Origin of the sequence: Stenotrophomonas geniculata (assembly GCF_034508895.1) — a bacterium.
GTDB lineage: Bacteria > Pseudomonadota > Gammaproteobacteria > Xanthomonadales > Xanthomonadaceae > Stenotrophomonas > Stenotrophomonas geniculata.
In genome coordinates this window covers 235847-259627 of record NZ_CP140571.1, presented here as the reverse complement: position 1 = coordinate 259627, position 23781 = coordinate 235847, and the positions used below count along the sequence as shown (strand labels likewise).

Sequence of the window (23781 nt, the reverse complement as noted above, 5' to 3'; positions counted from 1 at the left end):
TGGCTTGCACCCCCTGCCGCGGGCGTGCAGCATTTGCCCTGCTGCCCCACCACGCGTCACGCAGCGCTTTCTTCACTGGAACGGAGCAACGTATGAAACTGTTGTCCGCTGTGTTGTTGTCTGCGCTTTCGCTCTCCGCCGTTCCGGCGCTGGCAGTGGAAGCTTCGCCCTCACCGCTGTTGGGGCGCTGGTCGCTGGATATCGCCACGTCTGCACTTCCCGAAGCGCAGCGCCCGAAGCATGTGGTGCTCGAGTTCAAGGACGCCGGTGCGGGGCGTTGGAGTTCACATGTGGACATCGTCCTGCACGACGGCAAGACCATGAAGTCCGACGGCACGCTGGCGCTGGACGGCACGCCGGGGCCCTTGTCCGGTACTTACGGCGCGGACAAGGCCAACCTGAAACTGCCGGCGCCGAACACCCTGGTGATGCAGCTGGTGGACCACGGCACGCCGGCCTCCACCCGCATCTATACCGTGGCGGCCGACCGTACGACGATGACCGAGACCAAGGCGTTCTACGGCCACGACGGCACGCCGATCCTGCAGACCAATCTGTTCAAGCGCATGCCCTAGCGATGCTGTGTTCACCACGTCCGCACAACGGGCGTGGTGAACACGGCAGCCTCACACCGCGGCCGGATCGCGTTTGCCGGTGTCGATGCCGTACTTGTCGATGGCCCCCTGCATCCGCAAGCGTTCGATGCGACCTTCGTCAGCCAGTGATTTCAGGGCGGCCAGCACGATGAAGTGGCGATCCACTTCGAAGAAGGTGCGCAGCGATTCACGTGTGTCGGAACGGCCGAAGCCATCGGTGCCGAGTGCGGTGAAGCGGCGGTCGTTGATGAAGGGACGGATCTGGTCGCCTACGATCTTCATGTAGTCGGTGGCCACCACCACCGGGCCTTCATGGCCCTGCAGGCACTGCTGCACGTAGGGTACGCGCGGCTCCTCGGCCGGATGCAGCAGGTTCCAGCGTTCGGCGGCCAGGCCGTCGCGGCGCAGTTCGGTCAGGCTGGTGGCGCTCCACACATCGCTGGCGACGCCGAAGTCCTGCTGCAGCAGTTCTGCCGCGGCTTCCACTTCGCGCAGGATCGAGCCGCTGCCCATCAGCTGCACGCGTGGCTGCGAGGCGGTATCGGCGGCTGCCGGGTGCAGCAGATACAGGCCCTTCAGGATGCCCGCTTCCACGCCCTCCGGCAGTGCCGGCTGCGGGTAGTTTTCGTTGAGCACGGTGATGTAGTAGTAGATGTCTTCCTGGTCGACATACATGCGGCGCAGGCCGTCATGGATGATCACCGCCAGCTCGTAGTTGTAGGTCGGGTCGTAGGACACGCAGCTCGGAATCACCGACGACAGCACGTGGCTGTGGCCGTCATCGTGCTGCAGGCCTTCGCCCATCAGCGTGGTGCGGCCCGACGTGGCACCGAGCAGGAAGCCGCGGGTACGTGCATCGGCAGCGGCCCAGGCCAGGTCACCGACGCGCTGCAGGCCGAACATCGAATAGAAGATGTAGAACGGAATCGTGGCCAGGCCGTGGTTGCTGTAGGCGGTGCCGGCGGCGATCCACGAACAGATCGCACCGGATTCATTGATGCCTTCCTGCAGGATCTGGCCGTCCTTGGCTTCCTTGTAATAGCTCAGCTGGCCGGCATCCTGCGGGGTATACAGCTGGCCCAGGTAGGAGTGGATGCCGATCTGGCGGAACAGGCCTTCCATGCCGAAGGTGCGCGATTCATCGGGCACGATCGGAATCACCAGCTTGCCCAGGTCCGGGTCCTTCAGCAAGCTGGTGAGGATGCGCACGAAGCCCATGGTGGTGGACTGGCCACGATCGCCGCTGCCCTGCAGCTGGGTGTTGAAGATCGACAACGGCGGCAACGGCAGCGGATCGACCTTCGCCAGCCGCGCCGGCAGCTGGCCGCCCTGGATGCGGCGGCGCTCGGCGAAGTAGGCGGCCTCCGCGCTGCCGGGTTCCGGGCGCAGATACGGCATTTGCTCCAGCTGCTCGTCGCTGACCGGCAGGTTGAAGCGGTCGCGGAAGGCGCGCACCGCATCGGCGCTCATCTTTTTCAGCTGGTGGTTGATGTTCTGGCCTTCGCCGGCTTCGCCCATGCCGAAACCCTTGACCGTCTTGGCCAGGATCACCGTCGGCCGGCCGCTGGTGTTCACCGCCTGCTGGTAGGCGGCATACACCTTCTGCGGATCATGGCCACCACGTGCCAGCGCCCAGATGTCGTCGTCGCTCATGTGCGCGACCAGCTCCAGCAGCTCCGGGTAGCGGCCGAAGAAATGCTCGCGCACGTAGGCGCCGCTCTGCGACTTGAAGGTCTGGTAGTCGCCATCCACGCATTCCATCATGCGCTGGCGCAGCAGGCCGCTGTGGTCGCGGGCCAGCAGGTCGTCCCAGCCACTGCCCCAGATCAGCTTGATCACGTTCCAGCCGGCCGCGCGGAAGGTGCCTTCCAGTTCCTGGATGACCTTGGCGTTGCCGCGTACCGGACCGTCCAGGCGCTGCAGGTTGCAGTTGACCACGAACACGATGTTGTCCAGCCGCTCGCGGCCAGCCAGGGAAATTGCCGCCAGCGATTCGGGCTGGTCCATTTCGCCGTCGCCGAGGAAGGCCCAGACCTTGCGGCCCTGGTGTTCTTTCAGGCCGCGGTATTCCAGGTAACGCATGTAGCGCGCCTGGTAGGCGGCGGTCAGCGGGCCCAGCCCCATCGACACGGTGGGGAACTGCCAGAACTCCGGCATCAGGCGCGGGTGAGGATACGAGGACAGGCCTTCGCGGCCGGCTTCGCGGCGGAAGTTGTCCATTCGTGCCGGATCGATGCGGCCTTCTACGTATGCTCGGCCATAGATACCCGGCGCCGAATGGCCCTGGATGTAGATCATGTCGCCGTCGAAGGTGTCGGTGCGGCCACGGAAGAAGTGATCGAAGCCGACGTCGTACAGCACCGCCGCGGACTGGTAGGTGGCGATGTGGCCGCCGACGTTGGAATGCTTGCCGGCACGCAGCACCATCACCATCGCGTTCCAGCGGATCATCGCGTTCAGGCGGCGCTCGATGGCCAGGTCACCCGGGTAGGCTGGCTGGCGCTCGGGCGGGATGGTGTTGACGTAGGCGGTCCAGGCACGGGTATGCAGGTCGCCGTGCTGTTGGGCGTCCAGATCGCTCAGCTGGTCGATCAGGTAGTGCGCGCGCGGCCGGCCGCCGGCCTGCATCACCGCCTCCAGCGATTCACGCCATTCCTGGGTTTCCAGTGGATCGGCATCGAAGGGAATGAGGGCTTGGTTCATGGCTGTCTCCAGAGGGCGCCGGTCGGACTTCTGCCTGGGCGACAACACCGGCAGGGCGCACAGCACTGGAGCGGGGTCGCAACGGCGGGGGCCGTGACGCGAAGGGCGACCGTGGCGGCCACCGAGAAGACAAGCGTAGGCCTGCCCCCCACGCTTCGGTAGGCGGGCGGGGCTTGGGTCTCTGGCAAGCAAGGGTTGGTGCCGCGCGCCGTATCATGGGCCGATGCGCTGGGCGCGGCCGCTGATCAGGCCGGGGACAGCCCAGGCAGGAACACCGGGATGATCGCCACGCCGACGCCCAGCAGGCACCAGGCGATGATGGGCAACCAGCGCGCCAGGCGTTGGGCGGGTTCCGGTGCACGACGACCGCCGATCCACAACAGCAGCGTGAGCACACCTAGCGCATAGGCGAGGACGACGATCACCGGATGCACATGGATGACCCGGCTGGGCGGCCACATCTGCTGCTGGTAGGCTGTGGTGTGGGCGACCAGCAGCAGGAACAGCAGGCTGCTGAGGGTGTTGATGGCGGTGCGTGCGTTGATGGGGGCACTCCTTGTGCGGGCTGCCGGGACCGTGCAGGGGCCGCATTCTAGCGGCTGCCCGCCGGTCGTTGAAACGCCACTGTCATCGATGGCGGTCACCCTGCGGGGCTTTCCAGCCTCGGGGTGGTTGGCCGGCCGTGAACAGCGTGAGGATCTGGGAGAAGAGCTACCAACTGCGGCGCCGGCTGCTGCGTGGCTTCTTCCTGCGTCGCGGTTCGGCCAGCGAGGATGCCGAAGACCTGGCGCAGGAGGTCTACCTGCGCCTGCTGCGCAGCACCGGCGAAGATGCCGATGCGGTCGAGAACCCGGAAGCCTACCTGTTCACTGTGGCGGCCAACCTGGCGCGCGAGCATGCGCGCGCGCGGTCGTCGCTGCCGCCGCTGGAAGATGTCGATCTGTTGGCCGAAGTGCTGAGAAGCGAAGAAGACATCGAGGGTGAATTCGAGCGTGCGCAGCGCTGGAGTGATATCCGCAGCACCATCGCACGACTGCCGGCAACCACGCGGCGGGTGATGGAGCTGCACTACCGCGACGGGTTGGACTGCCCGGGAATCAGCCAGCAGCTGCAGGTGTCGGTGCACATGGTGCGCAAGCACATCGGCAGGGGGCTGGAGGCCTGCAGGAAGGCGCTGGGCGCCAGGGAGCACACATGAGCCGGAACTCATCGACCGTGGCCGACGACACGATCGCCTGCGAGGCCATGGACTGGTTCCTGCGCAATCGCGACGGAACACTGGGTGAGGCCGAGCGGGTTGCGTTCCTGGACTGGATGAAGTGCTCGCCGGAGCATGTGCGCGCCTATATGCACGCCCTCGCGCTGCACCGGCAGGTCGGTGAGGCGCTGCAATCGCCGTTGCCTGAAGAGGCGCCGGTGCCACCGCGGCAGGTCGCCGCCAAGGTGGTGCCGCTGTTCGGTAGCGCGCATGCGCCGCCGCGCGCTGTGCGGCCTCGGGGGCGTGCGCGCTGGTGGGTGATGGCTGCCGCAGCCTGTACGGCCCTGCTCGGCGTGGGCCTGGTTCCGCAGCTGATGCCCACCGCGCAGCTGTACAGCGCCGACCATGGTGAATTGCGTGACCTGGTGCTGCCCGACCAGACCCAGGTGCGGCTCAACGCGGACAGCCGCCTGCGGGTACGCATGGGCTGGTTCAGCCGCAAGGTGGAGCTGTTGCAGGGTGAGGCCACGTTCGACATCGCCCGCGACCGCCGTCCGTTCGAGGTGGAGGTGAACGGCCTCGAGATTCGAGACATCGGTACGGTGTTCGATGTGTCCCGACGGTTGCAGAGCACGCGCATCGGCGTGGTTTCCGGCGAGGTGGAGATCTGGAGCCAGGGTGCGGACGCCCGGCGTCTTGCGCAACTGGGCGAAGGCCGGGTGGTGCAGGTCGATGCGCGCAGCCATGCGGTGGAGTCGCTGGACGTACCGTTGTCGATGCTGCTGGATTGGCAGCAGCGCAAAGTGTCCTTCCTTGATGAACGGCTGGACGAGGTGGCCGCTGCCTTCAACCGGCACAACCAGGTACAGGTCCGCGTGCTGGACGAAGGCGCTGCATCGGCACGGTTGTCGGGCAGTCTCGATGCGCATCGCATCGGTGCGCTGCAGGCCTTCCTCGAACGCGACCCGCGTTTCCTGGTGAGGCGCGAAGGCGACACCGTGCGGGTCGGCAGTCGCTGAGGCCGACGTGGCCGTGGACTGTCAGAAAAAATTCATCGAATCCGCGTTCTCCACTTCGGTGGATGCGGGCTCTTACTTGGGAGAAGCCACTGCCGAGCCACGCAGCGGCGCCTGCTGCCTTCTCTCTTCCAAGGACCCGTGATGCGCAACACGCTCTACCTGTCGATCATCCTCGCCCTGTCTCCCTGCAGCGTGCCGCTGGCGGTCGCGGCCACTGCCGATGGCCTTGAGGCCCGCGTTTCGGCGCCGATCGCGGCGCAGCCGTTGGCACGTGCGCTGGAGCAGTTGTCGCGCAGTTCCGGTGTGCAGTTCCTGTATTCGGGCAGTGGTGAAGTGCACATGGCCGGTGCGGTGCCGCGCGGTGCTACCGTCAAGCAGGCGCTGGACGCACTGCTGGCCGGGACCGGCCTGGGCTACACCGTGGTCGATGGCAACGTCATCGCCATCGATCCGGCGCCCGTAAGCAACGCGCCGAAGCCGGCCGCGCCGAAGCCGCGCGAGGCAGAGGCGGTGGTGGCGCCGACCCTGGACACCGTCAAGGTGATTGCCGCGCACGAGGTGATCGACCAGAAGAAGTCGTCGCCGGTGATCAAGGATTCGGTGGTCTACGACGAGATGGACAGCTACGGCGACGAGACCCTGGCCGAGAGCCTGATGGCCGCTCCAGGCCTGAGTGCGGTGGAGGATGCCGGCGAGCCACGTTACGTGACCGTGCGCGGCGTACAGGCCAACCTCAACTACACCACCATCGATGGCATCGCGATTGCCAGCGTGGGAGGCAGTGGCTCCGGCGAGCGCATGAACAACCTGCAGCTGATTCCCAGCGACATCGGCACCCGTACCGACATCTACAAGAGCTTCAGTGCGGAGCAGGCACCGGATGCGATCGGCGGCGTGATCGACATCATCAGCCGCAGTGCTTTCGACCGGTCCGGCAAGTACGTGTTTGCCGATGTGGCGGGCATCTATTCCACCGCCGAGACCAACGTCGAGCGCAGCGCAGGCGGCAACCACGAGACTCTGGGCCACTTCGGCAAGAGCGCCAAGATGGTGTTCTCCAACCAGTTCGGCGCCGACCAGGAGTTCGGCATCGTTGCGGTGGCACGCTACGAGCAGCGTTCACGCAACAGCGTCAAGCGCTGGGTGGAGTCGAACTACTACTACAACGACGCTGGCAAATACCTCACCGACGGTACCACCGGTCCGGACGAGGCCAAGGGCTGGAACGGGCTGCGTGCGCCTGGCAACTTCAGCACCGGCACCTATACCAACTTCATCACCAACTTCGGTGGCTCCGCCAAGCTTGAGTGGAAGCCCTCGGATGATCCGTTCTACGCATCGCTGCTGCTGTACTCGTACCGGTTCTACGAGAACTCGACGATGAACAAGACCGATCTGTACGGCAATGCCAAGTTCCCGATCCGCAACCAGACCGAGGACAGCGGCACCACCCAGATCAACAGCATCTACATCAAGAACCGTCACGACCGCTGGGACCGCAGCAACCGTGGTGCCATCGCCAGTTTCAACTGGGACATGGGCGACCGTTCGCGGCTGACCCTGCGTGGCGGCCATACCGAAGAGACCTTCCACAACAACCAGGTCTACTGGGGTGTGCGCGCCTACCCAAGCAATCTGTTCGTCGACTACGAGAACGACAGCCATGGGTTCCCCAACGCGGTGGCGGTTTCCGATTCCAGCCTGCTGACCAGCTCCGCGTTCAAGCTCAATCCGGCGCAGGCCTATGTCTCCCCGCGCGATGCCAAGGAGAGCATCGACAACCTGCGCGCCGATTTCAGCTACAACATCGACGCCGATGCGCGTGGCTTCGGCCTGGCCACCGGCGCCGAATACCGCCATCTGAAGATCTGGCAGGACATCGACTTCGACTACTTCAAGAGCAGTGCCACGCTCAACGATTACCTGTATCCGGGTTCGACGCTGCTGGGCAGCGTGCCGGGCTTCCCGCTGATCGACAACCGCAAGTGGAACGAGGAGCTGCTGCCGAAACTGGGCAACAACAATGCGGCGTATCCGAATGCCAACTTCACCAGCGACTACACGTATGTGGAGGACATCACCAATGCCTATGTATCCGCGCACTACGCCTGGGACCGGCTGCTGCTGATCGGCGGCCTGCGCTACGACCACACCCGCTTCGATGCCTACAGCCCGTTCAGCGATGATGGCGGCACTACCTATACCTCCGCCTTCCGCAATACGAGCGGTGGCTACAACAACCTGCTGCCTTCATTGAATGCGACGTTCAAGCTGAGCGAGGACCAGCGCCTGCGCTTCTCCGCCAGCCGCACGCTGGGCCGGCCGACGCCGAGCAACATCGCCCAGGCCACCAGCACCAGTTGTGGCGATGACGAGGAGGGCAGGGGCTTCTGCAGCATCAAGCAGGGCAATGCCGATCTGCAGCCGCGACGTTCCACCAACATCGACCTGGCGTGGGACCTGTATTTCAACGGCAACAACGGCCTGGTCTCGGTGGCGCTGTTCGACAAGGTGATCAAGGACGATATCTACACCCTGACCACCTTCGAGAACGTGGGCGATACCCGCTACCGGGTCACCCAGCCGATGAACACCGATGAGTCCACGCTGCGCGGTGTCGAGTTCGCGGTGGCCAACCGCAACCTGCAGTGGGGACGCCAGCGCTTCGACATGTACTTCAACGCTACACGGCTGGAAGGCCAGACCAACTACCGCATCAGCGATGGCACCGAGCGCCGCCTGGATCGCCTGCTCTACCAGCCGGACTGGTCGCTCAACGGTTCGGTGATCTGGCGCATGCCCTGGAAAAGCGCGCAGCTGCGCCTGTCCGGCACCTACCGCAGCCGGATGCTGGTCGACTTCGGTGACACCGAATGGCTGGATTCGTACTACGACCCGTACATGACGTTCAACATGGCCTTCAGCCACAAGCTCAGCAGGCACGTGACGCTGAAGTACGAAGCCAAGAACCTGTTCAACACCCAGCCGACCTACAGCACCGGCCCGAACGGGCGCTTCCGTACCGAGATCGACGACTACGGCCGCTTCTTCTACTTCCACATCATCTACAACTGAGGGCACAGCCGTGGAGACGATCAATCGCAGGCGATTCCTGGCCCTGGCCGGCCTGTCCGCTGCCGGTGCCTGGATGGGCACGGCACACGCGCTGGCCGCGCAGGCCGATGCCACCGCGCTGAACCCGCGCAACCTGCTGGCCAAGCCGCGCTTTGCCAGCACACCCTTCACCCTGGGCGTGGCCTCGGGTGATCCCTCGGCCGATGGCGTGGTGCTGTGGACGCGCCTGGCGACCGAACCGCTGGTGTTCGGCGGTGGCATGCCGACCCGGCCGATGGCGGTCGAGTGGCAACTGGCAGCAGACGATGGCATGCGCAAGGTGGTGCGCCAGGGTTCGGCAATGGCGCATCCCGAACTCGGCCACGCCGTGCACGTGGAGCTGGACGGGTTGGCGCCCGGACGGACCTACTGGTACCGCTTCACCGTAGGCGGCCACGCCAGTGCGGTCGGTTGTACCCGCACGCTGCCCGCAGCCACGGCCGCAGTGGATCGTGTGCGCTTTGCGGTGGCCGGTTGCCAGCACTACGAAGAAGGCCACTACACCGCGTGGCGGCGCATCGCCGAGGAACCGCTGGATTTCGTCTTCCACTACGGTGACTACATCTACGAAGGCGAAAGCCAGCCGGGCCTGCGGAAGATGAACGGCCAGCCGTTCACCAACCTGCGCAACCACGTCGGCCCGCAGATCTACACGCTGGATGATTACCGCCGCCGCTACGCCCAGTACAAGAGCGATCCCGACCTGCAGGCCGCGCATGCGGCGGCACCGTGGTTCGTCACTTTTGACGACCATGAAGTGGACAACAACTGGGCCGGTGCCGAAGACCAGGATGACACGCCCAGCGAAGTGTTCCTGCTGCGTCGCGCACAGGCGTTCCAGGCCTACTACGAGAACATGCCACTGCGCCGCTCTGCATTCCCGCGCGATGGCCACATGCAGATGTACCGGCGCGCACGCTACGGCACGCTGATGGACCTGCACCTGCTCGATACCCGCCAGTACCGCAGCAAGCAGGTGAACATGGCGTTGCGTGAGGAGGTGGAATCGCCAGAGCGCAGCATTGTGGGGGCGAAGCAGGAGCGCTGGCTGTTCGACGGCCTGGCCGATGCTGCACCACGCTGGCACACGATTGCCCACCAGGTGGCGCTGGGCAACTACATGCGCGAGAAGGACGGCGTGGTGCAGTCGTCCGACGACCAGTGGTCAGGCTATCTGGACAGCCGCCGGCGCCTGCTTGACCACATCCAGAAGGTGGGCTTCGGCAACGTGGTGACCGCCTGCGGCGACGCGCATCGCCACTATGCCAGCGATCTGGTGCAGGACCACCGTGACTCGGGCGTGATCTCCAGCGAGTTCCTCGCCACGTCGATCACTTCCGGCGCCGATGGCCAGGGTGTGGACGCGTATGCCAGCAACCAGATTACGCACAGCCCCTATCTGAAAGCGACCACCGACAAGCGTGGCTACGTGCTGTGCGATGTCACCCGCGATGCGTGGATCGGCGATATGAAGACGCTGGATACCGTGATGCAGCCGAATGGCGCGGTGCAGAGCTGGAAGCGCTACGCGGTGGAGCACGGCCGGCCGGGGCTGCAGGAGGCCTGATCCTACCGGTCTGGCCTGTAGAGCCGAGCCCATGCTCGGCTGCTTTTCCGGTCAGTTATCGAAGAGCAGCCGAGCATGGGCTTGGCTCTACAGAGATCCTTCAATCGTGCTCGAACCGCAATGGCTCGCTGCCCATCGCCGGATCACTGGTGCCGGGGCGCCCATCCTCGGCGCGGCCGGCCAGGCGCAGGGCACTGTCGCCCGCACCGACAAGCAGGTCGTACCAGCCTGCGGTGGGCGTTGCGTCCCACGCCAACGCGGTCTCTGCATGTGCGGGCAGCACCAGCGTCTGCTCGGGCATATGCCCGGCATAGGCACCCGGCTGCACACGCACCTGCTGCGCGCTGTCACCCAGATTGCGCAGGCGGAGCCGCAGTTGGCCATCCGCACGATCGGTTGAAGCCTGCACGGCAGGACCCGTGGCCGCTCCCTGGAAGTGGCGGTGGAAGCCGTTCGGGCCCAGCAGCCACAGGTCATAGCGACCCTGGGCGTCCAGCGGCCAGCGCTCGCGCAGCGGCATGCCCGGCAGCAGCGTGTAGCGGCGTGGCACCGCATCCAGCCGCAGCCGGTCGTAAACATGCAGCACTGCTGCTGCGCCTTCGCAGGACAGCGCCAGATCCACACCCGAGGCGTCGACAGCGGCAATCGATGCCTGCGGCCGGTAGGGCAGGGCACGCGCCGGGCGCACGCCGCTTTCCTGTTTCGCCGGCTTCAGTCCCTCGGGCAACGCGGGCACGGTGCGTCCCGGCAGGGCGGCGGCGCGCGCGGCCACCGCGCTCACGTCCGGCAGGCCGCGTACGAACGGGCGGGTATCGCGCTGGGCGAAGTCGAACGCGTTGCTCAGGTCGCCGCAGACCGCGCGGCGCCACGGCGAGATGTCCGGTGCGGCCACACCGAAGCGACGTTCGATCAACCGTATGACCGAGGTGTGGTCGTACACCTGTGAATCGACCCAGCCACCGCGGCTCCACGGCGAGATCACATACAGCGGCACGCGCGGACCCAGCCCATATGGGCGGCCACGCAGTTCGGCGAGGTCGTACTTCTCGTCGCCCGGTGCCGGATGGCGGTGGTACTCGCCCTCGGTACTGACCGAAGACGCACCGGCCCAGCCGGTGCCCAGCGGTGAAGGCGGTGCCGGTGGCGGCATGTGGTCGAAGAAGCCGTCGTTCTCGTCGAACATCAGCAACAGCGCGGTGCGGCTCCACACCTCTGGATCGGCGGTCAGCGCGTCCAGCACGCGCGCGGTATAGGCCGCGCCCTGGGCGGGGCTGGAGGGGCCGGGATGCTCGCTGCCGGCCGCGTCGGCGATGATGAAGCTGACCTGCGGCAGGCGCCCACCGATCACGTCCTGGCGCAGCTGCGCCAGGCCACGGGTGCTGACGCCGCGTGCGCGCAACTGCGGGTCATGCCCCGGCGCGGCGCGATGGGCCTGGCGGAATACCTCGAAACCGGCCAGCGGGTTGTCGGTGAAGTTGTCGGCCATGTCCTGGTAGATCTGCCAGGACACGCCGGCGTTCTGCAGGCGCTCGACATGGCTGGTCCAGCGGTACGACGCCGGGTACCCGCCCTGTTCGGGGAAATTGTCGTGCGAGTTGGCGATCACCGGGCCACCAGCACGCGCGTGTGCATCATTGTGGCCGGTCCACAGGAACACCCGGTTCGGGTTGGTGCCGGCCTGCATCGCGCAGTGATAGGCGTCGCAGATGGTGAAGGCGTCGGCCAGCGCGAACTGGAACGGCAGGTCGCTGCGCTGGAAGTAGCCCATCGAGTGGTTCTGCTTGGCCTTCGGCCATTGCCCCATGCGCCCGTGGTCCCAGGCACGCTGTGCGTCCGGCCAGGTGTGCGGTGTGCCTTCCACCCGCATGTAGCCGAAGTGCGCGGCGGTATCCAGCGGGAACGGCGCGATCGCGCGCGCGCCGCTCGCGTCGGGCTGCAGCCACAGGCTGCGGGTGCGGCCGCCGGCCTGCAGTGCCGGCGCCGGGGCCACGAAGCGATCGCCGAATCCACGTACCCCCGGCAGCGTGCCGAAGTAGTGGTCGAACGAACGGTTCTCCTGCATGAACACCACGATGTGCTGCAGGTCTTCCAGACTGCGGGTCTGCGCGGCAGGGGCGATCGCTGCGGCCCGGGCGATGCTGGGCAGCAGCGGGGAAAGGCCGGCGGCAACGCCGGCCTGCAACAACCGGCGTCGGCCGATATCGGTCACGGGCTCACTCACAGGTCCACACGGAAGGAGATGCCGACGGTGCGCGGGGCGCCGATGAAGGCGTTGTCGCGGCCGTCCACCCCTGCAAGATAGCGCTTGTCGGTGAGATTGCTCACCACCAGGTTGGCACCCATGCCCTTCAGGCGCGGCGACAGCCCCTGCAGGTCGAAGCCGATGTTGGCGTTGAACACGGTGGCCGAGGGCAGCTTGTTGACGTTGGCGGCGTCGAGATAGCGCGTGCCCAGGTAACGGCCGGACAGGCCGAAGTTCCAGTTCTCGCCCTGCCAGTCCGCCGACAGCACCAGGGTCTGTTCGGGCTGGCCGATCACCTTGGCGCCATCGACGATGCCCAGCTGGGTATCGCGCGCGGCATCGCCGCTGCCCAGGTACTTGGAGCGGTTGTAGGTATAGGCGGCGTTGAGGCGCCAGCCGTTGTCCCAACCGTAGCCGAACGCCGCTTCCAGGCCGTTGCTTTCCACGCCGCCGAAGTTCTCGTAGACACCGTCGGTCTCGCCCAGGTAGTCGATGCCACTGACGAAACCTGCCGGCAGATAGACGATGCGGTTGTCGAACTTGATGTTGTACAGGGTCACCGAGGCGGTCAGCGGCCAGCGGCTGATGCGCATGCCCACTTCGATGTTGTCGGCGGTCTCCGGTTCGACGTTGCGGAAGCGCTGCGGGTCGGTCTCGCCGAGCACGCCGGAGGGAATGGCGGCGAAGTTCTGCGAGAAGCCGGCGAACAGCTCCATGCCTTCCACGCCCGGCGCCCAGGTGAAACCGGTCGACAGCAACGGGTCGGACTTGGAATCGGAGGTCACGTGTTCGCTGGCGCCGATCACGCGGCGACGCGACTGGTCGACGAAGAACTGCTTCACGCCCAGGCGTGCACTGAACGGCCCGAAGCGCGCCACGTCCTCCACGTAGTACATCTGCTCGTCGACCTTGTACTTGTCTTCGAACTGAACCCAGTACGGCTGGTGGTCGAAGTCGATGCTCTGGCCGGCGTTGAGCAGGCGGTGCCAGTCGCGGCGCGCCGAACGGTCCAGCTTCTCCACCCACAGGCCGCCGCGGATCGTGTTGTCGACCGCGCCGAAGGTCTGCCGCCACTCGACGTCGGCGGTCACGCCCATGCGATCGTTGTCGTAGTGGGTGTGGCGATACGACTGCGCGCCCAGCACGTTGCCGGCGTAGCAGTTCGGATCGTACTCGGCGGTGAAGCCCAACCGTGGCGTGCAGCTGGCCAGCCGCTGTGCCGCGCTGCCATCAGGATTGACGAAGAAGATCTGGCCGCGGTTGCTGCCGCCGTACACGGTCTTGCCACCGAGGTACTCCGACTCGGGGCGGCCCGCACCATCATCGCTGACCTGCGCCAGGTACGGTGGCAGCCAGTCACCGCGGCCCTGCATGCGATGCCCATAGGCGGCCACCGACGCTTTGAAACCATTGCCGCCGTCAAAGGCCGCACGCAGGTAGCCGAAGGTGTTCTCGCGCAGGGCGCGTGAACCGGAGCGGTAGTTCTGGTCCAGGTAGGGAATGCCGGTGAGGGTGCCGACCAGGTTGTCGCGCTCCGGGTTGGTTGCGAAGCCCGTCGGCGAAACGCTGGTGTATTCGGGCTCGTCGGCGTCGTTGTAGGACAGGTAGCCGGTCAGCGTCCAGCGGTCCAGTTCGGTGATGAACTTGCCGGCGATGTGGTCGTTGCTGGCGTGGCCGGTGCCGTCGATCCAGTCGTGCACCTTCGACGAGGAGGCACTGACCCAGGCGCGGGTGTGGCCGCCGAGCAGGCCGGTGTCGTAGCGCACGTAGTACTTGCGTGCCTCGTTGTCACCGGCACCGACCACGAAGCGCAGGCGGCTGTCCTGCAGCGGATCGCTGGTGAGGAAGTTGAGCGTGCCGCCCAGCGCCTCGTTCGAGCGCGAGGAGATATCGGCGGTGCCCTGGCTCACTTCCACCGTCTCCAGATCAAGGGTGTCGATGTAGCGGTTGGCCAGCGATCCACCGCCGTAGCCCGAACCACCGTTCGGCAGGCCGTCGATGGTGGTGCCGATCTGCTGCGTATCGCGGTTGGTGACGAAGCCGCGCATGCTGATCTGCGTGCCCCACACCGACGAACCGGTGGCATCGGCCTCGCTGACCACCACGCCCGGCACTTCATTGAGCGCATCGTTGACGCTGCTCATCACCGTCTGCCGGTTCAGTGTTTCTGCGCGCACCGACGTCTTGGCGTAGCTGGTGGCCTGGCCGATCACCTGCACCTGGTCGAGGGTGCGGGCATCGCTGCTGCGCGCTTCGGCCGTCTCGCCCTGCGGTGCTTCGGCCAGGGCGTCCAGTGCGGGGGCGATCAGCAGGGCAAGCAGCGAAACACGGGGAAAGCGCGCAATCGTTCGCATCGATACCGGACCTTGAAGGGAGAGAAGCCCCCGAGTGTCGGCAGCACCAATGACATCGACATGACGTAGAGATGCAGGAACCGTGTTGTGTGACGGCCGGCACCTGCTGCCTGCTTCAGTACCGCGCGTCCTTGGGTTTCGGGTCGCGCGGCCAGTCCTTGCCCTTGTTGGCGAAGTCCGGCCGCGGCTGGTTGATGAAATAGCCGGCGATGTCCACCGCGTCCTGGTCGGGCATCACCTGCTGTCCCAGTGGCGGCTCGCGGGTCACCGCCGGCGGCATGTTGTGCTTGACGAAGCCGGCGGCCTTGTACAGGCGCGCCATGCCGGCGCCGATGTTGAAGCTGTGGTCGCCCCATAGTGGCGGGAAGGCGATGTCACCGCTGGCGTCGCGCCGTCCTTCGCCGTTGTCGCCATGGCACGCGGCACACTGCACGGCGTACAGCGCCTGGCCACGGATCGGGTCCGGGGTGAGCGTGCTGTCGATCGGCCCCTCGCTCGGCGCGTCCACCTTTGCACCGCCGGGCACCGGACTGCTCAGCCACGCCATGTAGTCGAGCATCGCGCGCATCTGCGGCGCGTCCTTCGGTAGCGGCTTGCCGTTCATCGAACGCTGCAGGCAGCCATTGATGCGCTCGGTCAGCCCGATCACCTTGCCCGGGCGCGGCATGTAGCGCGGATAGGCGCCACCGCCGGTATTGAAGTAGTGATTGCCGAACGGCCGCTTGCCTTCGGCCATGTGGCACGAGTTGCAGTTCAGATCGTTGCCGACATTGTCCGGCAGCAGCCGTGCGGTCTCGTTGAGGATGCGGCGGCCGAGCATCACCGATTCGGCATTGCCGAGCCCGGCGATCTCTTCGGCGCTGGGTGCGTGGTAGTGGCCGACCACCTTGCCCTGCGCATCGAGGATATCGATCGTGCTGGCCACAGCGGCATCCAGGTCCGGATACAGATGACGGTAGGCGAGGGTACCGGCGCCGGCCAGCACCACGAGGCTGATCGCACTGCCGATCAGCAGGCGGGAACGCGTGCGCGAACGCTTCATCGTGCGGCCTCCTGCGGAACGTAGTGCACCGGCTTGTCGCGCACCACCCGGCGCATGCGCGCGACGTCGACCTCGCTCACCGCGCTGGCCTGGTTGCCCCAGCTGCTGCGGATGAAGGTCAGGATCTGTGCCAGCTGCGCGTTCGGCAGCTGCTCGAAGCCTGGCATGGTGAAGGCCATGCGGTCATGCGGGGTATGCGGCGTGCGGCCGCCGATCAAGGTCACCTGCACCAGCGAACTGGGGTCATCGGCGAACACGATCGAGTTGCCGGCCAGGGCCGGATAGACGCGGGGCATGCCGCGCCCGTCGGCACGGTGGCAGGCCTGGCAGTGCTCCGCATAGGCCAGCGAACCGGCAACACGGTAGTCGCCGCTGCGCAGTGCGGCGGTGGTGGTGTCGGTACCGGGGGACCACTGCGCACTGCGGCCCTCACGCGCTGGCAGCTGCTTCAGGTAGCGGGCCATGGCCAGCAGGTCGGCGTCGGACAGGTACTGCGTGCTGTGCTCGACCACGTCGGCCATGCCACCGAAGGCCGCCGATCGATCGGTGCGGCCGGTGCGCAGGAAGTCGACGATCTCGCCCTCGCTCCAGCTGGCCAGGCCGGTCGATTCATTGCGCAGGTTCTTCGCATACCAGCCTTCCAGCACCGAACCGGACAGGAACTGGCGGCTGCCATCGTCGGCCATGGCCTTTTCCTGGAAGGCCAGGCCGCGTGGCGTATGGCAGGCACCGCAATGGGCCAGGCCTTCAACCAGTTCAGCGCCGCGCTGCTGGCCGGCATCCAGTTTCGGATCCGGGCTGAAGCTGCGTGGGCGCGCGAACAGCAGCTGCCACCAGGCCAATGGCCAGCGCATGTTGGCCGGCCACGGGATGGTGCTGTCGGCGTTGTCCTGTTTCACCGGTTGCACCGAGCCCATGAAGTAGGCGTACAACGCCTTGACCTCGGCATCGCTGGCGATTACATACGAGGCGTACGGCATGGCCGGATACAACGGCTGGCCATCGTGGCGGATGCCACGGCGCACCGCGCGCTCGAAGTCGGCGTAGTCGTAGGCGCCAATGCCGGTGTCCGGATCGGGCGTGATGTTGGTCGAGTAGATCGTGCCCATCGGCGTCTGCATGCCGAGGCCACCGGCGAACGGCTTGCCGCCGGGCGCGGTGTGGCAGGCCGCGCAGTCGGCCGCGCGCGACAGGTACTGTCCCTGCGTGATCAGCGCCGGATCGTGGATGTCGACCTGCGCCGTCTGTCGCGGTGCGAACCAGTAGGGCGTGGTGCGGGCGATGCCGTAGGCGGCGGCCAGCGTGGCGGCCAGGGCAATGGCGAGCTTGAACGAGGTGCGCATGGCGGCACTGTGGGCAATCCCGCACGCGCGTTCATTGATCCGGATCAATGACTGAACGGATACGGCTTTTACACCAAGCTGAATCGTTCCTGCGTTGTCATCAAGCCGTCATCCACGCGCGATAGATGGCCCACGCGCGCGTCGCTAACCTGCCACGCTGTCGCACCTTTTCCCCGATTGCCCATGAAGCGCCTGCTGCTGTTGTTGCTGGCGTGCGCCGGCCTGTGGCTGGCTGCATGCTCGTCCTCGATCAATGCCTCGTCCACCTCGCTCGCCGATCGGCTGATCGCACCGGGTGGCGTATCGACCCTGCTCGATCGTCCGCGCATTGCCGCGGCCATTGCCGAACTGCCCAATCGCCACGGCTTCGCGCCGGGCCGCGATGGCGTGCCGATCTTCTGGCGTGTGTTCGATCCTGGCGATTACGGCGCGCGTTATCACTACCTGCCGCAGCGCCACGAGAACGGCCTGCCGCTGGATACCGGCCTGAGCCTGGCAGTACCGCGACCGTTCCGCGCGCAGGCACCGCGCGGCACCGTGGTGCTGCTGCACGGCTGGATGATGAATGGTGATTCGATGCTGCCGTGGTCGTTGCAGCTGGCCGAATCCGGCTACCGCGTGGTCACGCTCGACCTGCGCAACCATGGACAGTCCGGTACTGGGCCGTCGGGCTATGGCACCTATGAATCCGACGATGTGGTGGATGTAATCGGCGAGCTGCGCGCACGTGGTGAAGTAACCGGCCCGCTGTACCTGTTCGGCGTGTCCTATGGCGCCGCCACAGCAGTATTCACCGCCGACAAGCTCGGCGACCAGGTGGAAGGCGTGGTGGCGATGGAATCGTTCGCCAATGCCGGTGTAGCGATCCGCACGATGATCCCGCACCTGATGGGACTGCAGCCGGAAGGCCTGAAGGCGCAGGCGGTGGCGTCGTACGCGCGCTGGCGCTACGGCGGCCAGGACATCAACCAGGTAATCGCCGCCGCCAGCCGCCGCATCGACGTCGATCTAGACCGCGTGGATGTAGCGCGTGCGCTGGCCGATACCCGCGCCTGCGTGCTGCTGCTGCACGGGCAGGGCGATCAGCACATACCCGTCAGCCAGGGCCGCGAGCTGGCCCAGGCCAATCCGCGCGCCCACTACATCGAGATGCGCGGCGAGGACCACATCACCCTGCCGCTGCGGCTGGATCTGCTGGCCGGAGTGGTCGACGACTGGATGGCGCGCGACGAGCACCACCCGAAGAGCGCCTGCCCGGCACCGCAACTGCCGGCCCAGGCCGAGTGGCTGACGCGCAGCTGAGAAAAGGGGACGGAGGGGATCAAGTCGTTTCCCGCACACCAAGGCAGGAAACGACTTGATCCCCTCCGTCCCCTTTTTCTGTCAGGCCACCCGTCGTGCCAGTGCTCGCGCGGATGCGGCTACGCCCAGCAGCAGCGCGGCCACGCAAAGGAAGGCGAATCCGAGGCTGGTGCCGTGTGCCAGTGCACCGATCGCTGCCGGGCCGGCGAGGATGCCGGCGTAACCCAGCGTGGTCACCGCAGTGATGGCGATGCTCTCCGGCATCACCCGTTGCTGGCCGGCCATCGAGAACAGTGCCGGCACGATATTGGCGCAGCCCAGCCCGACCAGCACATAGCCCGCCAGCGCCACCGGGAACGACGGTACCAGCGTGGCCAACGTGAACCCACCTGCGGCGGTGATGCCGCCGAAGACCAGGGTGCGGGTGCGGCCGAGGCGCTCGACGATGCCGTCGCCGAACAGGCGCATCGCGGTCATCGCCAGTGTGAACAGCGCGAAGCCGGCGCCGGCCTGGTCACGCGGCACCTGGCGCACTTCGGCCAGGAACACCGCGCTCCAGTCCAGCATCGAGCCCTCGGCGAGGAACACCACGAAGGCCAGCACGCCGATGAACAGCACCACGCCGTGCGGCAGCGCCAGCAGTGGGCCTTCGTGCAGGATCCGTTGCGGTCGCCAGTGCGGCGCCGACAGCACCGCAACCAGCAGCAGTGCCGCCACCGACACCAGCGCGGCCAGCCACAGCGGTGTACCCAGGATCAGCAGGCCGGTCATGCTGCCGGCGCCGACGAAGCCACCGATGCTGTAGAAGGCGTGGAAGCCGGACATCATTGCGCGCCCGGCGTCGCGCTCGACCGCGACCGCCTGCATGTTCATCGCACAATCCAGCGCACCGACGCCGGCGCCGAACACGAACAGGGCCGCGCCCAGCGCCACCGGCGAGGGCGCCAGCACCAGCAAGGGCAGGGCGCACAGCATCATCGCGCAGGTGATCACCATCACCCGTCGGCAACCCAGCCGCCCGGTCAGCGCGCCCGCCAACGGCATCGCCAGCAGCGAGCCGAGCCCGAGGCACAGCAGCACGGCGCCAAGGCTGGCGTCGGACAGCCCGGCCTTGGCCTTGGCGTAGGGCACCATCGGCGCCCACGCGGCGGTGGCGAATCCGGGAATGAAGAAGGCGGCACGGGTGGCGTGCTGCTGGGCACGTGGGGATGAAGGCGTCATGCGCGATGCGAAGCTCCAGGGGACGTTCATGAAAACGTTTTCAGGCCGGATCGGCAAGTGCCATGCGTGACATCGGCCGACGCATACGATTGCAGTGACCCGATCGCGTCACCAGCGATTAACGTCGCCCACGGACAGTGGCTGCACGGTCGGCACCCCGCCGGCCGCTGCCGGAGATCCGTACATGAGCACGACACCGACCATCCTCCTCGTCCATGGATTCTGGGGCGGGGCCGCACACTGGGCCAAGGTGATCCTGGAACTGCATCGCAACGGCCACGACCGGGTGCAGGCGGTGGAATTGCCGCTCACGTCGCTGGCCGACGACGCAGGACGCACCCAGAAAATGATCCGGCAGATCGACGGTCCGGTGCTGCTGGTCGGCCACTCCTACGGCGGTGCGGTGATCAGCCAGGCCGGTAACGAGCCCAACGTGAAGGGCCTGGTCTACATCGCTGCCTTCGCGCCTGATGCCGGCGAGAGCCCGGGTGGCATCACCCAGCAGCACCTGCCGGAGGCGGCGCCGAATCTGGCACCGGACAGCGATGGCTACCTCTGGCTGCGTGCGGACAAGTTCCATGAGAGCTTCTGCCAGGACCTGAGTGCCGACGAGGGCCGGGTGATGGCGGTGACCCAGAAGGCGCCGCTGGCCAGCACTTTCGGCGACACGGTCAGCGATCCGGCGTGGAAGCACCGGCCGAGCTGGTACCAGCTGTCCCGCCACGACCGCATGATCGCGCCGGAAAACCAGAAGGCCATGGCCGCAAGAATGCAGCCCAAGCGCCTGCTGGAGCTTGATGCCAGCCATGCCTCACTGGCCTCGCAGCCGAAGGAAGTGACCGCGCTGATCCTGGAGGCCTGCGCCGCCATCGGCGCCTGATCCCGCACCAGTACACCGCACGACAGCCGGGGCGCAGGGGAGTACACTCCTGCGCCTGCGGCCATCCGGCCGCGGCGCTCTCTTCCCTCCAGCCGCCGCCAGAGGATCCCACCCTATCGTGGAGGTCCCGCCGTGCTGTCTGTGCCTGTCCGTTTTCCGCGCTTGTTTCCGCGTCGCCTGCCGCTGCCGCATGCACTGGCTCAAGGCCTGCTACTGCTTGCACTGAGCAGCGGCACCGCTGCTGCCCAGTCCACCCAGGACGAGGACAAGGCCAAACCGGCACCCGCCTCGCAGACCCTGCAGACCGTGCAGGTCACCGCCAACCTGCTCGGTACCATCACCGAGGGCAGCGGCGCCTACACGCCCGGCACCATCGCCACCGCCACCCGCCTGGTGCTGACGCCGCGACAGACGCCACAGACCATCAGCGTGATCACCCGCGCACAGATGGATGACTTCGGCCTGCACGGCATCGATGACGTGATGCGGGTGACCCCCGGCATCAGCATCGTCACCTACGACAGCGAACGCACCGAGTACTACGCGCGTGGTTTCGCGATCCAGAACTTCCAGTACGACGGTATTCCGATGTCGCGTGACTCGGCCTACTCGGCGGGCAACACGCTCAGTGATACCGCGATCTATGACCGCATCGAAGTGCTCAAGGGCGCCACCGGCCTGCTGACCGGCATGGGTGATCCGGGCGCGACCATCAACCTGGTGCGCAAGAAGCCCGGCAAGGATTTCGCCGGCAGTGCTTTGTTGGGTGTCGGCCGCTGGGACGACTATCGCGCCGAGCTCGATGTCGGTGGCCCGCTCACCGCCGACGGCCGCGTGCGCGGTCGCGCGGTGGGCGCCTGGGAAGACAAGCACTCCAACCTCGATCACTACCAGCGCACCAGCAAGGTCGGCTATGCCGTGCTGGAAGCCGATCTGGGCGAACGCACGCTGCTGTCGGTCGGTGGCGACGTGATGGACAGCGACCCGAAGGGCTCGACATGGGGCGGCATTCCGCTGCTGGACAGCGCCGGCAACTTCAACCGCATGCCGCGCTCGTTCAACAATGGTGCGCAATGGGCCGGCTGGCGCCAGTACGTGCGTACCGGTTTCGCTACGTTGGAGCATACGTTCGCCAACGATTGGATCGCCAAGCTGCAGCTCAACCACCAGGTCAACGGCTATGACGCCGCACTGGCCGGTGCCGCCGCCGGCAATCCCGATCCGTTGACTGGCGAGGGCGTCAGCCTGTGGCTCGGCAAGTACGTCGGCAAGACCGTCAGCAATGCCGCCGACTTCTATGTGAGCGGGCATTTCGGCCTGTTCGGCCGCGAGCATGAGCTGGTGGTCGGTGGCAGTGCCTCGCGCAAGCGCTGGACCAATACCGGCTACGGCCCGCAGGCGGGGTTCCCGGATACGGTGCCGGACTACCGCAGCTGGAATGGCGACATTGCCGAGCCGCAATGGCAGCGCAGCTACGAGAACAATGAAGTGACCCGCGAAAACGGCCTGTACGTGGTCGGCCGCTTCGACGTGGCCGATCCGTTGAAGCTGATCGTCGGCAGCCGTCTGGCCAGCTACCGTTCGCCGGACACGCGCGAGACCGGCGTCTATGTGCCATATGCCGGCGTGGTCTACGACCTCGGCGAGCACTCTTCGGTGTATGCCAGCTACAGCACCATCTTCAAGCCGCAGGGCCAGCGTGACGAGCAGGGCAAGGCACTGGATCCGCTGGAAGGCCGCAGCTACGAGATGGGGCTGAAGGCCGAGTTCTTCGATGGACGCCTCAATGCCAGCGCGGCGCTTTTCCAGCTTGATCAGGACAACTTCGCCCAGCCCACCGGCGGCAAGACGCCGGATGGCCAGGATGCCTACCGCGCGTTGATGGGCGTGCGTACCAAGGGCTATGAGCTTGAAATGTCGGGTCAGCTGGCCGAGGGCTGGCAGGTGCAGGGTGGGTTCTCCCACAAGATCGCCCGCCAGGCGGGAGCCAAGGTGACCACGCTGGAACCGGAGAACCAGTTCAGCCTGCACACCAGCTACCGCCTGCGCGGTGCCTGGCAGGGGCTCACGCTGGGCGGTGGCGCGCGCTGGCAGGATTCCACGTTTGGCGAGATCACCAACCCGGCCACCAGCGCGCAGGTCGTGCATCGCACCCAGCCGTACTGGCTGCTCGATGCGATGGCGCGCTACCAGTTCAACGATCGCCTGTCGGCCACGGTCAACGTCAACAACCTGCTCGACAAGCGGTACTACACGATCTTCAACTGGTACAGCACCTACACCTGGGGTGAGCCGCGCAATGTGCGGCTGACCTTGAACTACAGGTTCTGACACGGGTTCTGTAGAGCCGAGCCCACGCTCGGCTGCGGTTTGACAACCAGCCGAGCGTGGGCTCGCCTCTACAAGTACGCCCGCGATGCTGGATGGCATCGCGGGCGTCGTCGTTACAGCGGCAGGTCGAACACCAGCACTTCGGCATCGTTGCCGTTTTCCAGCGTCAATTGGGCTTCGTCGCTGACCTGCAGTGCATCGCCGGCTTCCAGGGTGATGCCGTTGACCTGCAGCTGGCCACGCGCCACCTGCACATAGGCGCCACGGCCGTTGCCGAGCGCATGGTGCAGTTTCTGGCTGCCATCGAGGATGGTGGCGAAGATGCGGGCATCCTGGTGGATGCGCAGCGAACCGTCGGCACCGTCCGGCGAGGCGATCAGGCGCAGCTGGCCGCGCTTGGTCTCCGGCGCGAAGTGGGTCTCCTCGTAGGACGGCGTGATGTTCTCGGTGTCCGGGAAGATCCAGATCTGCAGGAAGTGCACGGTTTCGTCGGCCGAGTGGTTGAATTCGCTGTGGGTGACGCCGCTGCCGGCGCTCATGCGCTGCACGTCGCCATAGCGCAGCACCGAGCCGGTGCCCATCGAGTCCTTGTGTTCCAGCGCACCGCCCAGCACGTAGGAGATGATCTCCATGTTGCTGTGGCCGTGGGTGCCGAAGCCCTGGCCGCCGATCACCTTGTCTTCGTTGATCACCCGCAGCGGGCCGAAGCTGACGTAGCGCGGGTCGTAGTAGTTGGCGAAGGAGAAGGTATGGCGCGAGGACAGCCAGCCATGCTCGGCCAGGCCACGGGTAGCGCTCTTGCGGATCTGCAGCATGATGGAATCTCCTTGTTCGATGGTTTCGATGGGGCGGGGTGGGCCGGTAGCCGC

General features: G+C 66.3%; 16 protein-coding genes. 8 read left to right on the top strand and 8 right to left on the bottom strand.

Annotated elements, in window-relative coordinates; translation table 11 throughout:
• Positions 1 to 92: 92 nt before the first annotated feature.
• Entirely contained in the window at positions 93 to 575 is a 483-nt protein-coding gene (locus RI032_RS01210) for a hypothetical protein (protein ID WP_057502718.1), read from the top strand.
• 51 nt (positions 576 to 626) lie between these two features.
• Here RI032_RS01210 and aceE read toward each other — a convergent pair whose 3' ends face one another.
• Together aceE and RI032_RS01200 are read right to left on the bottom strand one after the other, a co-directional pair.
• Positions 627 to 3299, bottom strand: a complete 2673-nt coding sequence (gene aceE / locus RI032_RS01205) for a pyruvate dehydrogenase (acetyl-transferring), homodimeric type (protein WP_322547731.1) — start codon at positions 3297 to 3299, stop codon at positions 627 to 629.
• Between the two features lie 245 nt (positions 3300 to 3544).
• Positions 3545 to 3943 carry a hypothetical protein gene (locus tag RI032_RS01200; protein ID WP_322547730.1) on the bottom strand — a complete coding sequence of 133 codons (399 nt, stop codon included), beginning with the start codon at positions 3941 to 3943 and terminating at the stop codon, positions 3545 to 3547.
• 38 nt (positions 3944 to 3981) lie between these two features.
• Here RI032_RS01200 and RI032_RS01195 point away from each other — a divergent pair, with 38 nt between their 5' ends.
• The 4 genes from RI032_RS01195 (at position 3982) to RI032_RS01180 (ending at position 10197) form a co-directional block, all read left to right on the top strand.
• Positions 3982 to 4497, top strand: coding sequence for an RNA polymerase sigma factor (locus tag RI032_RS01195; protein ID WP_322547729.1), 516 nt, complete (start codon positions 3982 to 3984; stop codon positions 4495 to 4497).
• A complete protein-coding gene (locus tag RI032_RS01190) occupies positions 4494 to 5516 on the top strand; it encodes a FecR family protein (protein ID WP_322547728.1) in 1023 nt (340 codons plus the stop codon). The genes RI032_RS01195 and RI032_RS01190 overlap by 4 nt, the downstream gene beginning before the upstream one ends.
• A 141-nt stretch (positions 5517 to 5657) precedes the next feature.
• Positions 5658 to 8591, top strand: coding sequence for a TonB-dependent receptor (locus RI032_RS01185; RefSeq protein WP_322547727.1), 2934 nt, complete (start codon positions 5658 to 5660; stop codon positions 8589 to 8591).
• A 10-nt stretch (positions 8592 to 8601) separates the two neighbouring features.
• On the top strand, positions 8602 to 10197 hold the full coding sequence (locus RI032_RS01180; RefSeq protein WP_322547726.1) for an alkaline phosphatase D family protein: 1596 nt from the start codon (positions 8602 to 8604) through the stop codon (positions 10195 to 10197).
• Positions 10198 to 10297: 100 nt separating this feature from the next.
• On the opposite strand, the gene RI032_RS01175 is transcribed toward RI032_RS01180, so the two are convergent.
• From RI032_RS01175 to RI032_RS01160, 4 genes are all read right to left on the bottom strand, one after another.
• Positions 10298 to 12406, bottom strand: coding sequence for a phosphocholine-specific phospholipase C (locus RI032_RS01175; protein ID WP_049455344.1), 2109 nt, complete (start codon positions 12404 to 12406; stop codon positions 10298 to 10300).
• An 8-nt stretch (positions 12407 to 12414) separates the two neighbouring features.
• Positions 12415 to 14793, bottom strand: a complete 2379-nt coding sequence (locus RI032_RS01170; protein WP_322547725.1) for a TonB-dependent receptor — start codon at positions 14791 to 14793, stop codon at positions 12415 to 12417.
• Positions 14794 to 14908: 115 nt separating this feature from the next.
• The gene (locus RI032_RS01165; protein ID WP_313470942.1) at positions 14909 to 15835 is read right to left on the bottom strand and encodes a c-type cytochrome; all 927 of its coding nucleotides are present in this window, start codon (positions 15833 to 15835) and stop codon (positions 14909 to 14911) included.
• Positions 15832 to 17178, bottom strand: a complete 1347-nt coding sequence (locus RI032_RS01160; RefSeq protein ID WP_260364353.1) for a c-type cytochrome — start codon at positions 17176 to 17178, stop codon at positions 15832 to 15834. Before RI032_RS01160 ends, RI032_RS01165 begins: the two co-directional genes overlap by 4 nt.
• 183 nt (positions 17179 to 17361) lie before the next feature.
• Between RI032_RS01160 and RI032_RS01155 the strand changes: the two genes are divergently transcribed.
• Positions 17362 to 18480, top strand: a complete 1119-nt coding sequence (locus RI032_RS01155) for an alpha/beta fold hydrolase (RefSeq protein ID WP_134959218.1) — start codon at positions 17362 to 17364, stop codon at positions 18478 to 18480.
• 81 nt (positions 18481 to 18561) lie between these two features.
• On the opposite strand, the gene RI032_RS01150 is transcribed toward RI032_RS01155, so the two are convergent.
• Positions 18562 to 19701: an MFS transporter gene (locus RI032_RS01150; RefSeq protein ID WP_322548252.1), complete on the bottom strand. Its 1140-nt coding sequence runs from the start codon at positions 19699 to 19701 to the stop codon at positions 18562 to 18564.
• A 184-nt stretch (positions 19702 to 19885) separates the two neighbouring features.
• On the opposite strand from RI032_RS01150, the gene RI032_RS01145 reads away from it, so the two are divergent.
• Positions 19886 to 20581 carry an alpha/beta hydrolase gene (locus RI032_RS01145; protein ID WP_043402402.1) on the top strand — a complete coding sequence of 232 codons (696 nt, stop codon included), beginning with the start codon at positions 19886 to 19888 and terminating at the stop codon, positions 20579 to 20581.
• 132 nt (positions 20582 to 20713) lie between these two features.
• Complete coding sequence (locus RI032_RS01140; RefSeq protein WP_322547724.1) at positions 20714 to 22912, top strand: TonB-dependent siderophore receptor; 2199 nt, start codon at positions 20714 to 20716, stop codon at positions 22910 to 22912.
• Between the two features lie 113 nt (positions 22913 to 23025).
• Here the strand turns inward: RI032_RS01140 and RI032_RS01135 are convergent, their stop codons facing one another.
• Positions 23026 to 23727 carry a pirin family protein gene (locus RI032_RS01135; RefSeq protein WP_043402397.1) on the bottom strand — a complete coding sequence of 234 codons (702 nt, stop codon included), beginning with the start codon at positions 23725 to 23727 and terminating at the stop codon, positions 23026 to 23028.
• Positions 23728 to 23781: the final 54 nt, after the last annotated feature.